The 12,758-nt window shown below is 62.3% G+C and carries 11 protein-coding genes; 6 read left to right on the top strand and 5 right to left on the bottom strand.

Annotated elements, in window-relative coordinates; genetic code table 11:
• Positions 1-94 precede the first annotated feature (94 nt).
• Positions 95-1,279, bottom strand: coding sequence for a cytochrome P450 (locus ACP151_RS00430; protein ID WP_424976849.1), 1,185 nt, complete (start codon positions 1,277-1,279; stop codon positions 95-97).
• A 59-nt stretch (positions 1,280-1,338) separates the two neighbouring features.
• On the opposite strand from ACP151_RS00430, the gene ACP151_RS00425 reads away from it, so the two are divergent.
• The 5 genes from ACP151_RS00425 (at position 1,339) to ACP151_RS00405 (ending at position 8,228) form a co-directional block, all read left to right on the top strand.
• Positions 1,339-3,084: a sensor histidine kinase gene (locus ACP151_RS00425; RefSeq protein ID WP_424976848.1), complete on the top strand. Its 1,746-nt coding sequence runs from the start codon at positions 1,339-1,341 to the stop codon at positions 3,082-3,084.
• On the top strand, positions 3,081-4,313 hold the full coding sequence (locus tag ACP151_RS00420) for a sigma-54-dependent transcriptional regulator (protein WP_424976847.1): 1,233 nt from the start codon (positions 3,081-3,083) through the stop codon (positions 4,311-4,313). Before ACP151_RS00425 ends, ACP151_RS00420 begins: the two co-directional genes overlap by 4 nt.
• Positions 4,314-4,973: 660 nt before the next feature.
• Entirely contained in the window at positions 4,974-5,975 is a 1,002-nt protein-coding gene (locus ACP151_RS00415) for a DctP family TRAP transporter solute-binding subunit (RefSeq protein ID WP_424976846.1), read from the top strand.
• A 97-nt stretch (positions 5,976-6,072) separates the two neighbouring features.
• Positions 6,073-6,750, top strand: a complete 678-nt coding sequence (locus ACP151_RS00410) for a TRAP transporter small permease (protein WP_424976845.1) — start codon at positions 6,073-6,075, stop codon at positions 6,748-6,750.
• Positions 6,750-8,228 (top strand): TRAP transporter large permease, encoded by a 1,479-nt coding sequence (locus ACP151_RS00405; RefSeq protein ID WP_424976844.1) that lies wholly within the window; start codon positions 6,750-6,752, stop codon positions 8,226-8,228. The genes ACP151_RS00410 and ACP151_RS00405 overlap by 1 nt, the downstream gene beginning before the upstream one ends.
• Positions 8,229-8,394: 166 nt before the next feature.
• Here ACP151_RS00405 and tpiA read toward each other — a convergent pair whose 3' ends face one another.
• The 4 genes from tpiA to ACP151_RS00385 form a co-directional block, all read right to left on the bottom strand.
• Positions 8,395-9,144 carry a triose-phosphate isomerase gene (tpiA, locus tag ACP151_RS00400; protein WP_424976843.1) on the bottom strand — a complete coding sequence of 250 codons (750 nt, stop codon included), beginning with the start codon at positions 9,142-9,144 and terminating at the stop codon, positions 8,395-8,397.
• 135 nt (positions 9,145-9,279) lie between these two features.
• Positions 9,280-9,639 (bottom strand): HesB/IscA family protein, encoded by a 360-nt coding sequence (locus ACP151_RS00395; protein WP_424976842.1) that lies wholly within the window; start codon positions 9,637-9,639, stop codon positions 9,280-9,282.
• A gap of 176 nt (positions 9,640-9,815) precedes the next feature.
• Entirely contained in the window at positions 9,816-11,042 is a 1,227-nt protein-coding gene (locus ACP151_RS00390; RefSeq protein ID WP_424976841.1) for a glycerophosphodiester phosphodiesterase family protein, read from the bottom strand.
• A gap of 105 nt (positions 11,043-11,147) precedes the next feature.
• Complete coding sequence (locus tag ACP151_RS00385; RefSeq protein ID WP_424976840.1) at positions 11,148-11,510, bottom strand: SUF system Fe-S cluster assembly protein; 363 nt, start codon at positions 11,508-11,510, stop codon at positions 11,148-11,150.
• Positions 11,511-11,751: 241 nt separating this feature from the next.
• On the opposite strand from ACP151_RS00385, the gene ACP151_RS00380 reads away from it, so the two are divergent.
• Positions 11,752-12,504, top strand: coding sequence for a hypothetical protein (locus ACP151_RS00380; RefSeq protein ID WP_424976839.1), 753 nt, complete (start codon positions 11,752-11,754; stop codon positions 12,502-12,504).
• Positions 12,505-12,758 lie beyond the last annotated feature (254 nt).

The raw sequence follows: 12,758 nt of genomic DNA, 5'->3' as shown, positions 1-12,758 counted from the left end.
AGATGAAACGGGGCTGCGCCGCGTCAGCGGCGCCGGGCCCAACGGTGCAAGGGGATCTTTGATCCCTGCAGCGCGGGCGGGAGCCCTCCTTTGGTCAGCCGCGGCTGACCAGCAGCCGGGTCAGCCCGTGGAAGTGGTAGCTGTTGCTGTATTCCGCCTCTGCCGCCAGCTTCAGGTCCGGGCACCGTTCAAACAGAATGGGCAGGGCGATCTGCATTTCCAGCCGCGCCAGCGGTGCGCCGACGCAGAAATGCAGGCCGCCGCCGAAGCTTTTGTTCACTTTGGGCGGACGGGTCGGATCAAAAACATCCGCATCATCCAGCGCCTTGGGATCGCGGTTGGCGGCCCCCAGAAGCAGCGCCACCTGCTCGCCGCGCTGAAAGATGTGGCCGAAAACCTCTGCCTCCTCATAGGCGTAGCGGGTGAACATGTGCAGAGGCGGGTCATAGCGCAGGATTTCCTCCACCAGCCTTTCTATGCCTTCGGGCGCCAGCCATTCGGGTTTCCAGCCCTGCTGCAGCATTGTCTTCACGCCGTTGCCAAGCGAATGCACGGTGGCTTCGTGGCCGGCGTTCAAAAGCAGGATGCAGGTGCCGATCAGCTCATCGGTTGACAGTTTATCGCCTTCCTCTTCGGCGGTGATCAACCGGGTGATCAGGTCGTCGCGGGGATCCGTGCGGCGCTGAGCGACATAGCGGCGCAGGAAATCCGTGAACTCCTGCGCCGCCTGCGCCGCGGCGTGTTCGGTCTCTTTTGTACGGGACGCCTGATACATCGCCACCATCTTGTGCGACCAACCCAGAAGCTGTGGTGCCATCTCCTCTGGCACGCCCAGCAGGCGGCAGATGGTGATCACCGGCACCTGGGTGCAATAGGTCTCCAAGAGATCAAAGGGCTGGTCCGCAAAGCGGTCGATCAGCTGATGGCACAGGCCGCTGATCACCGGCTCCAGCGCGGCGATTTCACGGGACGTGAAGGCACGCAGCACCAGTTTGCGCAACCGGGTGTGGCGGGGCGGTTCCGCATCCAGCATCGAATGGGCTTCAACGGCCAGAAAGGGGGCAAGATGGGCAGGGCCGGGTTTGCGCAGCTCTTCCGGCATTTCACGGCCGAAGCGGCGGTCGCGCAGCAGCATATGCACGGCAGAATGGCCGAAGGCGGCTGCCATGCCGTAGTCCTGCCAGTAGTGCAGCTGCCCCTGTTCCTGCGCCGCTGCGTAGAAAGGGTAGGGGTTCTGCACAAAGGCGGGATCGGTGGGGGATTGGATCAAAGTCTTCATACTTGGGTTGTTGCCGTTGCATCTGGTCAATGCAAGGGGCGCTTTGATAACCTGCCGCAATGAAAAATCAGAATGTCCTTCGCTGGAGCCTGCCTGCCGGGTTCCTTGTGGCGGTCGCGGCACTGGCGCTTGCGGCATGGTCATATGGCTACCGCCAGGCGCTGACCGGGCTGGCGGAACGCAGTGCGGCGGATCTTGCGCTGGCGTCTGACCGCGTCAGCACTCAGCTGCAGGTCTATCAGGAGCTGGCGGTGCTGACGGCACCGCATCCGGCGCTGGCGGGCCTGACCACGCCAGCTGCACGCGCGGGCGCGGCAGAGCTGCTGCGGACTGTGGCCGACAAGACCGCGGCGCTGGACGTGTTTTTCGCATCTGCTGATGGTCGGGTTCTGGCAGCCGCGGAAGGGGTGGCGGGGGCCAGCGTGGCGCAGGAGGACTATTTCGTCCGCGCAACCCAGGGCGCGCTGGGCACGGGGCACGGGGTATTGGAACCTGAGGGCAAGCGGGCCTATTTCTATGCGGCGCCTGCCTTTGGCAGCGATGGCCGGGTGCGCGGCGCGCTGGTGGTGGTGGCTGATGTGGGGGATGTGGAACAGACCTGGCGGGGGTCGCTGCCGGCGGTGTTCTTTACAGATGAAAGCGGTGAGGTGTTCATCGCCAACCGCTCGGAGCTATTGTTCTGGCGGCGCGGAGCGCAAGGGCAGATACCCGCAGTGACGAGGCGGGATGTTCATGCGGGACATGAGATCTGGTCGCTGCAGGGCAGCTCTTATCTGCCTGGCCGGGCGCTGCATCTGTCGGTGCGGCTGCCGCTGATCGGCATGACCGGTGAAATTCTGGTGGATGTGGCGCCGGCCCGGCGGTTAGCGGCGCTGCAGGCGGCGGCGCTGGCGGCAATATGCCTGGCCTTCGGTGCTTTGCTGTTCATTGTGATGGAGCGTCGGCGTACTCTGGCAGAGGCCAATCAAGTGCTGGAAAGCCGGGTCGAACAGCGTACCCGCGATCTGTCGGCGGCCAACGCCCAATTGCGCCGGGAAGTGCGCGAACGGAAAGAGGCCGAAGCGGCGCTGAAACGCGCGCAGGAGGATCTGGTGCAGGCAGGCAAGCTGTCGGCGCTGGGGCAGATGTCGGCGGGCATCAGCCATGAGCTGAACCAGCCCTTGATGGCGATCCAGCAGTATGCCGAAAACGGCGCCGCTTTTCTGGCACGGGGCAAGGCGGAGCGTACAGGCGAAAATCTGGGCCGGATTGCCGATATGGCGGCGCGGATGGCGCGGATCATCAAGAACCTGCGCGCCTTTGCCCGCAACGAGAGCGAGCCGATGGGGCGGGTGGATCTGGTTCAGGTGATTGACGCCGCGGTGGAGCTGACGGCGCCGCGGTTGAAGGCGGACCAGATTGACCTGCGCTGGACTGCGGCGGACTGCGGCGGGGCGGTGCATGCCTGGGGCGGCGACGTGCGGCTGACGCAGGTCTTTGTCAACCTGATCAACAATGCCGCCGATGCGATGCAGGGGCAGGTGGAGCAGGTGATCTCGATCTCGGTCGATATTGGTCCCCGGTTGCTGGTGCGGGTGCAGGACAGCGGCCCCGGCATCAAGGAGCCGGAAAAGATGTTCGATCCGTTCTATTCGACAAAGGCAGTGGGCAGCTCTGAGGGCATGGGGCTAGGGCTGTCCATTTCATACGGACTGGTGCAGAGCTTTGGCGGCAATATCCGCGGTGCCAACACTGGCGGCGGCGCGGTGTTTACGGTGGAGCTGGAGCCGTGGCGTGAAGCTGCTGAAAAAGGAGACGCCGCATGACTCGCAAGGTGCTGTTGGTGGATGATGATGCGGCGGTGCGTGAAGCCTTGTCGCAGACGCTGGAGCTGAATGATCTGGAGGTGACGGCCTGTGGTTCGTTTGTGGCGGCAAAGGACCATATAACACCCGGATTTGACGGCATCATTGTCTCGGACATCCGGATGCCGGGGCGGGACGGGTTTCACCTGCTGGCGTTTGCGCGCGGCGCCGACGAGGAACTGCCGGTGGTGCTGCTGACCGGCGAGGGCGACATTCCGATGGCGGTGAAAGCGATGTCGCAGGGGGCCTTTGATTTCCTGGAGAAACCCTGCGCGCCCGCGGATTTTCTGCCGGTGCTGGAGCGTGCCCTGAAGACCCGGGCGCTGGTGCTGGAGAACCGGCGGCTGAAACATCAGCTGGAGAGCGGCGACCCGGCGGCGCGGCTTTTGTTCGGCACGTCGCCGCAGGCCAGGGAATTGCGCCAGCGGGTGCGTACGGTGGCGCCGACGGGGGCGGAGGTGCTGGTCACCGGCGCGCCCGGCAGCGGTATTTCCAAAGTGGCAGAGGTCATCCATCTGATGTCATCCGCCGCGCAAGGTCCGTTTGTGAAACACCCAGCTGCCGGTTTGGCGGCTGAGGCGATGGCAGAGCTGTGCCGGGAGGCGGCTGGTGGCTCGCTGTTTCTGGACGAGGTGCAGGCGCTGCCGGAGCCTGCGCAATACGCGCTGCTGGCAGAGCTGGAACAGGGCGGCAGCGGGGTGCGGATCATCGCAGGCTCCAGCGCCGGTCTGGAAGAGCTGGCGCAGACGGGCAGGTTCAGTGCTGATCTGTTCTACCGGCTGGATGTCATGCGGGTGCGCATCCCGTCGCTGGCGGAGCGACCGGGCGACATTCCGGTGCTGTTTCGCCATTACGTGGCGCAGGCGGCGGAGCAGGCGGGGATCGGTGAACCGGAGATTTCGCAGGAGCATCTGGCGGCGCTGATGGCACAGGACTGGCCGGGCAATGCGCGGTCGCTGATGTCGGCGGCGATGCGGTTTGTGCTGGGGATGCCAGAGGAGGCAGCTGCGGCGGCGGGGCTGGGGCTGGCAGAACAGATGGCGCAGGTGGAGCGCTCCTTGCTGATTGCGGCCCTGGGCCGGGCCAACGGGCGCGCGGCTGCGGCCGCCGAAGCCCTGAAGCTGCCGCGCAAGACGTTCTATGACAAGCTGGCCCGCTATGGCATCCGGCCCGAAGATTACCGCCGCTGAGGGCGCGGGGCCTTGGGGGAGCCGTGCGGTCTGTTCTGTCCGGCGCTGGGGCCGGAACCGTTTAGGAGGCGGCGCCGCCGGAAAGCCCCAATGGGGGCCGCGGGCGGAGAGAGGGCGGGGACCAGAAGCCCCCGTGTCCGCTGAAGCCTTCATTGCGGGACGCCCCTGCACCACATCAAGATGTGGCTTTGGGGGCCCTGTGATCTCCTGTTGGTGCGGGATGTCAGTCCGCACCGGTGTCGCGACATCAGGGACTATGGCAGAGCGGCGTTAAGGGGGAGCAAGCGGTGCGTACGGTGGTAGCGCAACACCTTGACGGACGGCGTGAGCGGAGCGGTTGGATGCCTCCGGCGGGAGTATTTTTGTAAAGATGAAAAAGCAGCGATTCCCGAATTTTCTATTGCGCTAACATTTGTGCGGATTTTCGCACAAAGCACAAAGCACCCTGTGCGGGATTTCGCACAGGGTGCGACAGACGCAGGCGGAACGTATGAGGCTTGCTGCGTAAGTATATGTAAAACCAGGGTAAATTAAGATTTTTGATGATGTTCCAATCAACTGTTGAGCGGTTTTGCGCAACTTGGGATGTTGTTGTCAGGCTTCAGCCGCGCGCTGAGCGTGCCATCGGATTGACCGACATTTTTCTGGGAGGAAACAACAATGAAATTCCTGACAACCGCCGCTACAGCACTGGCGCTGTCCGTGACTGCGGGCGCTGCTGCTGCGTCCTGCGATGACGGCGAAATCGTGGTGAAGTTCAGCCATGTCACAAATACCGACAAGCACCCCAAAGGGATCGCGGCCTCGCTGCTGGAGCGCCGTGTCAATGACGAGATGAACGGCACCATGTGCATGGAGGTCTATCCGAACTCCACGCTTTACAACGACAATAAGGTGCTGGAAGCGATGCTGCAGGGCGATGTGCAGCTGGCCGCGCCGTCCTTGTCGAAGTTTGAGAAATTCACCAAGCAGTTCCGCCTGTTCGACCTGCCGTTCATGTTCAAGAACATCGAAGCCGTGGATGCGTTTCAGGGATCTGAGACCGGTCAGGAGATGCTGGATTCCATGCAGCGCCGTGGCCTGCAGGGGCTGGCCTATTGGCACAACGGCATGAAGCAGATGTCGGCGAACAAGCCGCTGGTTGCGCCCTCGGATGCGGACGGGCTGAAATTCCGTGTGCAGTCCTCGGACGTGCTGGTGGCGCAGATGGAAGCGATCGGCGGCAGCCCGCAGAAAATGGCGTTCTCGGAAGTTTACGGCGCGCTGCAGCAGGGTGTTGTGGACGGTCAGGAGAACACCTGGTCCAATATCTACGGCAAGAAGTTCTTTGAGGTGCAGGACGGTGTGACCGAGACCAACCACGGCGCGCTGGATTATCTGGTGGTCACCTCCGTCGACTGGCTGGACAGCCTGGACCCGGCGGTGCGCGACCAGTTCCTGACCATCCTGACTGAGGTGACTGCCACCCGTAACGCGGAATCCACCAAGGTGAACGGCGAAGCGCGCCAGGCGATCATTGATGCCGGCGGTGTGGTGCGTGAACTGAGTGCAGAGCAGCGCGCGGCCTGGGTCGAAGCGATGAAGCCAGTGTGGGCGCAGTTCGCAGACGACGTCGGCCAGGAGAAGATCGACGCCGCGCAAGCGATCAACGCGGGCCTCTAAAGGCCTGATCCGGGGTGTCTTTGCGGGCACCCCGCGACCGCAGGCGGCGCGGGGATCTGCCGCCTGCACCTCTTTCCGAAAAATCTGGGAGGCAGCCATGGCGGGGTCCAGAACCGGCCCGAGCGGGCTTATCAACGCACTGGAAGAAACCCTGATCGCGCTCCTTCTGGGGCTGATGACGGCGATTACCTTTGCCAATGTGATTGCGCGGTTTGTGTTCAATTCCAACATTCTATGGGCGCTGGAGCTGACGGTGTTCCTGTTTGCCTGGCTGGTGCTCCTGGGCGCGTCTTATGCGGTGAAGACCCATGCGCATCTGGGGGTGGATGCGATTGTCAACATGCTGGTGCCCGGTGCGCGCCGTGCCGTCGGGCTGTTTGCCGCTGGCTGCTGTCTGGTGTTTTCGCTGCTTCTGCTGAAGGGGGCCTATGATTACTGGGCGGTGTTTGCCGACCTGCCGCCCACCTCGGGGCGCTGGTTCCCGACCGGATTTGACATGAAGGCCCGCAGCCAGAGCTTTTACGAGGTGCAGGATGTGCCGATGGTGGCGGTTTTCAGGTTCCTGGAGGACCTGATCAACTATGGCGATGCCTATGAGAAATTGCCGAAAGTGGTGCCCTATTTGGTGCTGCCGGTGTCGATGCTGCTGCTGGTATTCCGGTTCCTTCAGGCAGCTGTTCAGATCGCCCGCGGCGATGTGGACCGGCTGGTGGCCAGCCACGAGGTTGAAGATGAAATTGCAGACGTGCAGGCGCTGCGCGGGGAGCATGACTGATGGAAGTTGTTATCCTATTCGCGATGGTGATCGGCCTGTTGCTGATCGGGGTGCCGATTGCGGTGTCGCTGGGCCTCAGCTCCACGATCTTTCTGCTGATCTATTCCGACAGCTCGCTGGCAAGCGTCGCAGGCACGCTGTTTGAAGCCTTTGAGGGGCATTTCACCCTGCTGGCGATCCCGTTCTTCATCCTCGCCTCCAGTTTCATGACGACGGGCGGCGTGGCACGGCGGATCATTCGCTTTTCCATCGCCTGCGTCGGCCATCTGCCGGGCGGTCTGGCAATTGCCGGCGTCTTTGCCTGCATGCTGTTTGCCGCGCTGTCCGGGTCGTCGCCCGCGACTGTTGTTGCTATCGGCTCCATCGTGATCGCAGGTATGCGGCAGGTGGGCTATACCAAGGAGTTCGCTGCCGGAGTGATCTGTAACGCAGGCACGCTGGGCATTCTGATCCCGCCGTCGATTGTGATGGTGGTCTATGCGGCGGCTGTTGAGGTCTCTGTCGGGCGGATGTTCCTGGCAGGTGTCATTCCGGGCCTGATGGCAGGCCTCATGCTGATGATCACCATCTATGTGATGGCCAAGGTCAAGAACCTGCCTAAGGGCGAGTGGAAGGGCTGGGGCGAGATCATCACGTCGGGTCGTGAAGCGGGCTGGGGGCTGTTCCTGATCGTGATCATCCTGGGCGGTATCTATGGTGGCATCTTCACACCGACTGAGGCGGCAGCGGTGGCGGCGGTCTATGCCTTCTTTATTGCCTGTTTTGTTTATCGGGATATGGGACCGCGCGTCGAATCCCGCGCTTGGGGGGCAGGCGCCGCGGCAGAAGTCGCGACGCTGCAAGGCGGCAGCACATTTGCAGATTTCCTTGCCAGGTTGCCGAAGCAGCTTTGGTTGCGGGCCAAGGCGTTTGCACTGAATTTTGCGGAAAGCGTGGTGTACTTTGTCCCGTCGCTGGTGCATCGAGACACCAAGCATACGCTGTTCGAGGCGGGCAAGCTGACCGTGACGCTGCTGTTCGTGATCGCCAATGCGCTGATCCTGAAGCATGTGCTGACGGACGAACAAGTGCCGCAGCATATCGCCAATGCGATGCTGTCGGCGGGCTTTGGTCCGGTGATGTTCCTGATTGTCGTCAATGTGATCCTGCTGATCGGCGGCCAGTTCATGGAGCCTTCGGGCCTCTTGGTCATCGTGGCGCCTTTGGTGTTTCCGATAGCCATCGAACTGGACATCGATCCCATCCACCTGGGCATCATCATGGTGGTCAACATGGAGATCGGCATGATCACCCCGCCGGTTGGCCTGAACCTGTTCGTGACCTCAGGTGTGGCGGGCATGCCAATGATGGGCGTGGTGCGCGCGGCTTTGCCGTTTCTGGCGGTGCTGTTCGTCTTCCTGATCCTGATCACCTATGTGCCCTGGCTGTCGACTGTGCTGCCAAATGCGGTGATGGGGCCGGAGATCATAACAAAGTAAGGGTGTGCCAAAAAGAAACGCCCCGGGATGCCGGGGCGTTTTGCGTTTCAGGGCAGGGGCGCTGCCCCTCTTGTCCCTGCGGGCCAATTCACCCCAGGGTATTTGAGACCAGAAAGAAGCGCATGAAACCCGCTGCTTCTTTCTGGTCATAAATACCCAATTTGCTTCAGCTGGCCTCAAGCGCGGCGATAATGGGGGAGAAATCCGCGGCCTTCAGACTGGCACCGCCCACAAGCGCACCGTCGACGTTTGAGACGGCAAAGATCTCGCCTGCGTTGGAAGGTTTGACCGAGCCGCCATAGAGCAAGCGGAATCTGTCAGCGGTTTCCGCGCCGAAGCGGATGGTGAGTTCTGCGCGCAGGAAGTCATGCACCTCTGCAATCTGTTCCAGCGTCGGCACCTTGCCGGTGCCGATGGCCCAGACCGGCTCATAGGCGATCACGGAGTTGGCGCCTGTGGCAACGGCAGGGACGGAGCCTGCGAGCTGGGTGCCAGCCACTTTCAGAGTATCGCCTGCTTCGCGCTCCGCCAGAGTTTCGCCGATGCAGATCACCGCGGTAAGGCCCTCGCGGATTGCCGCCTCAGCCTTGGCACAGACCTGGGCATCCGTTTCGCCGTGGTCGGCGCGGCGTTCGGAATGGCCGAGGATCACGGCAGCGGCGCCTGCGTCCTTCAGCATGGCAGCCGACAGATCGCCGGTATGGGCGCCGGAGGCATTTGCGTGGCAATCCTGGCCACCGATGGCAACAGCGCTGCCCTTGGCGCTGTCCGCGGCGCGCGACAGCAGGGTTGCGGGCGGGCAGATCAGGATGTCGGCAGCGGGGCTGCCGTGGCTTTCCGCCAGGGCCGCCAATTCAGCGAGGCTTGCGCCGGTGCCGTTCATTTTCCAGTTGCCTGCTGCCAGTTTGCGCCGCATGGGGTGCCTCCGAATGTGCTGTTTGGGCGTGACTGGTAGCACTGGCTGCAGGTTCGCGCAATTCGCTTGAGGGCGGTTCAGCGCAGCAAAAAGGGCGGGAAACCCGCCCTGTGTCATTTGCAGGTCTGGCTGGTGTCAGGCGCCGGGCATTTCCTTGAAGGAGATCGACTCGCCGCAGCCGCAGGCTTCGGAGACATTCGGGTTGTTGAACTTGAAGCCGCTTTCCAACAGCGTCACCTCATAGTCGATTTCAGTGCCGAACAGGAACATCTGCGCCATCGGGGCGATCAGGATGCGGGCGCCGTCCTGTTCTACCACCTCGTCATTGGCGTCGGGCGCGTCGACATATTCCATGGTATATTCCATGCCCGCGCAGCCGCCCTTCTTGACGCCGATGCGCAGGCCGGCATGGCCGTCCTTGGCCATCAGTTTCGCGATCTGGGCCGCAGCCTTGGGCGTCATGGTCACGGCCTGTTTGCCGGGAATGCCGAACATGCGTCTCTCCTTACACTTCCCATCTATCTAAGGTGGGCACCCGGGCGGCTCAACCCCGCAAGATGCGGAATCGCGTCGGGGCGCAGAATAACATGTCTATCCTGTTCAGGCGTTAAAGAGGCCGCCCCCTGGGCAGAGAGGCGGCCGGGGATGGGGGTATTGTTTTAGATCGGAGCTTAGAGCCCCATGCAGTTTGCATAGTAGGTGACGGTTGCAGGCCAATCGGAGAAGACGCCGTCAACCCCGACATCCTGGGCCAGCACATCCAGCAATTGGTAATACATGCTGTCATCGGTGGTGGCGTCCTTGATGGACTGAAAGTACCAGCCGCCGCCGAAAGTTAGCGGGCCGGAGCGTTCCAGGGTCCAGGTGATCAGTTTGAGGCCCGCAGTCTTGGCTGCCTTGGCATAAGCCGAAGGGACGACCTGGCCGTTCTCCAGCGTCACCAGCATCCACATCGGCGGCGCGATGTAGTTGACGCCCCTGGCGTGCAGCGCTGCAAAGTCATGCGGGAAGGTCGCCGGGTTGTCCGGGTCAAAGCCTTCGCGGTCGTAGCTGGCATCCAGGAACACCGCCTGTTTGCCGAATTCGGGCTCGTGTTCGATCCAGTAGAGCACGTCTTTAAGGTTGAAACTTTGCGCCCAGACGTCTGCGGGCGGGATGCCGGCGGCCTTGTATTCGTCAATCAGTTTCTGGGCGTAGTCAGCCTGGGTAAAGCCGTCAAAGGGCATCTCTACTGCGGGGGATTTCAGTTCGGGGGTGAACTTGGCGCCCAGTGATTTGAACAGATCAATGGATTCTGCGTGGGTCATTGTGGTGGCGTCGCCTGAAAACAGTGTTGAGCGCCAGTCGGCAGTTCCGCCCAGATAGGCTGCGGCGGTCAGGGCTGTGTTGTCGGCGCTGTCCATCTTGGGCTGCAGGGTGCGGAACTCGGCCAGGGTCAGTTCGGAGGTGCGGCATTCGGCGGTGGCCGGGGTGTCGCCATCGGCGGCGGAGAAAGGGGTGATGCAGGTTTCTGCCAGGTCCGAGGTCAGGATGTCCGTGGTGGTGTGCAGATCGTTCTGCGCATGGCGGCAGACCAGCTCGAGATCCTTGGTGAAGGTGACATCGCATTCCAGAATGCCGGCACCCATCTGCGCGGCTGCCACGTTGGATTCAACGGTATGTTCCGGGAACATCAGCGGCGCGCCGCGGTGGCCGATGGAGAAATCCGAGCGGCTGGGCGTCTGCGCGGCGCAGGACTGCAGTTTGTCCTTCAGGGCACCCTCGGGCAGCTTGGAAATCAGATAGGCCGGACGGGGGCCGTAGCTGAGGCCATAGTCCGGGCTGCCGGTCGCCGGGGGGCCGGCTTCGGCTGCCAGAGGGATGAACGCTGCGGCTGCAGACAGCAGGGCAAAACGCATGAGAAATCTCCGGTTGGTCAATTCTGCCCGTAACAGACGCGGGCGATGTAACAGCCGGAGTGCGCCCGTGTAACGGGCGCATTAAACTCTCATGACAGTTTTAGATTACATGAAGCCCAGTTCGAGGCGCGCCTCGTCGGACATCATCTCCATGCCCCAGGGCGGCTCCCAGGTGAGCTCGACGTCGGCGCTTTTGACGCCGTCCACGGGGGATATCGCATCAATGATCCAGCCGGGCATCTCGCCGGCCACAGGGCAGCCCGGTGCGGTCAGAGTCATTATCACCTTCACATCGTTTTCGGCGTTGATGTCGATCGTGTAGATCAGGCCCAGTTCGTAGATATTCACCGGGATTTCCGGGTCATAGACGGTGCGGCAGGCTTCGACGATGGCCTCGTACAGCGGGTGGCTGACAGAGGAGGGCGCGATCAGCGGGGCGCCTTCGAGCGGTTCGGCAGGGTTGGTCATGAGGATCCCGGTTCTATTTACCGACGATTTATATAGGAAATAAGCTTCCCGGCGTCCAGAGGCGGCAGGCCGGACCGTTGCAATGATATGTTAACCACTTTGCGGACAGAATTTGATTAGGCCCTGCGGGCGCGCTAAGTTGTGGTTCCCCCGCGATGTTTTTGTGATTGCTGTCCTGTCGCAGCAGACCGGTATCCTTTTGCCGTTCGAGCTGTGGATTGGGTGTGCCTGGAGAGGAGCGATGCCTAAGCTGTCTGCACTTTGCCGCCTTTTTGCCCGCCTATTGCTGGCGGCAGGCGCGGTTTTGGCGGCGGCACCGGCCTATTCCGGGGGCAGTTGGCAATGGCATCTGACGCCCTTTGTCCTGGCGCCCTCTATCGAAAGCACTACGGAACTGGGCCGGACGGGGGGCGATGTCGAGATCGACGCCGGTGATGCTTTTGGCCAGTTGCAGGCTGGTGGGATGTTGCAGTTCGAAGGCTTCCACAGCAGCAATTTCGGGTTTCGCTTGCGGTATTCGATACTGGATGCAGATGCGGATGGGGCAGGGTCTGGCGGCGCGGCGGCGGTGCGCTTTGATCAGAATCTTGGCGAAGCGGTTGTGGCTTACCGGTTTGACCGGGGTGTGGCCCAGCTTGAGGTGTTTGGCGGTGTCCGCCATTGGGATGTGGATGTGGCCGCCAGCCTGCCGGGCGGCACGTTGCACCGGGGCGCCGACTGGAGTGACGTGATTGCCGGAATGCGCTGGGAGCGTCGGTTGTCAGAGGATCTTAGCCTGGCGCTGGAGGGGGATATCAGCCTGGCCGGTGGGTCCGAGGACAGCTGGTCGGCCATGGGCGGGGTGATCTATGACCGCTGGGAACAGGCGTCTGTCTATGTCATGTGCCGCGGGCTGGGGGTGGAGTTTCAGGAAGGTACGCCCGGCACTGTCGGTTTCTTTCGCCATGATGCGGTGACCTATAGCCTGCTGGCTGGGGTCGGGTTCCGGTTCTGAACGGCCTGCGATGTTGTGTGTCGGTGACAAGAACTGTCATGTAAGAGGACGGGCCAATCCATGTGACCCGCGCAGATATTGGGGCCGCGCGCAAAGACTCTGGAACGGCTCACTCCACACGGGATGGGACAAAGCGGTTTGTCGCGGCCTTCGCGCCTGCGGTTGCAGTCATGCGTTTTGCAGATCTTCGCGCGGCGTTGCGTGGGGCGCGCCTGTATCTTTTGCTGCGACCGGGCGGCAAGGGGCGGCACAGG

Source organism: Leisingera sp. S232 (assembly GCF_049800895.1).
Lineage (GTDB): Bacteria > Pseudomonadota > Alphaproteobacteria > Rhodobacterales > Rhodobacteraceae > Leisingera.
This window is presented reverse-complemented; position numbering and strand designations above follow the sequence as displayed.

Excerpts from the sequence above, each read along its gene's own strand:
- ACP151_RS00395 (WP_424976842.1), bottom strand. The coding sequence starts at position 9,639 with ATGTTCGGCATTCCCGGCAAACAGGCCGTGACCATGACGCCCAAGGCT.
- ACP151_RS00380 (WP_424976839.1), top strand. The coding sequence starts at position 11,752 with ATGCCTAAGCTGTCTGCACTTTGCCGCCTTTTTGCCCGCCTATTGCTG.
- ACP151_RS00430 (WP_424976849.1), bottom strand. The coding sequence starts at position 1,279 with ATGAAGACTTTGATCCAATCCCCCACCGATCCCGCCTTTGTGCAGAAC.
- ACP151_RS00410 (WP_424976845.1), top strand. The coding sequence starts at position 6,073 with ATGGCGGGGTCCAGAACCGGCCCGAGCGGGCTTATCAACGCACTGGAA.
- tpiA (WP_424976843.1), bottom strand. The coding sequence starts at position 9,144 with ATGCGGCGCAAACTGGCAGCAGGCAACTGGAAAATGAACGGCACCGGC.
- ACP151_RS00390 (WP_424976841.1), bottom strand. The coding sequence starts at position 11,042 with ATGCGTTTTGCCCTGCTGTCTGCAGCCGCAGCGTTCATCCCTCTGGCA.
- ACP151_RS00385 (WP_424976840.1), bottom strand. The coding sequence starts at position 11,510 with ATGACCAACCCTGCCGAACCGCTCGAAGGCGCCCCGCTGATCGCGCCC.
- ACP151_RS00425 (WP_424976848.1), top strand. The coding sequence starts at position 1,339 with ATGAAAAATCAGAATGTCCTTCGCTGGAGCCTGCCTGCCGGGTTCCTT.
- ACP151_RS00405 (WP_424976844.1), top strand. The coding sequence starts at position 6,750 with ATGGAAGTTGTTATCCTATTCGCGATGGTGATCGGCCTGTTGCTGATC.
- ACP151_RS00415 (WP_424976846.1), top strand. The coding sequence starts at position 4,974 with ATGAAATTCCTGACAACCGCCGCTACAGCACTGGCGCTGTCCGTGACT.
- ACP151_RS00420 (WP_424976847.1), top strand. The coding sequence starts at position 3,081 with ATGACTCGCAAGGTGCTGTTGGTGGATGATGATGCGGCGGTGCGTGAA.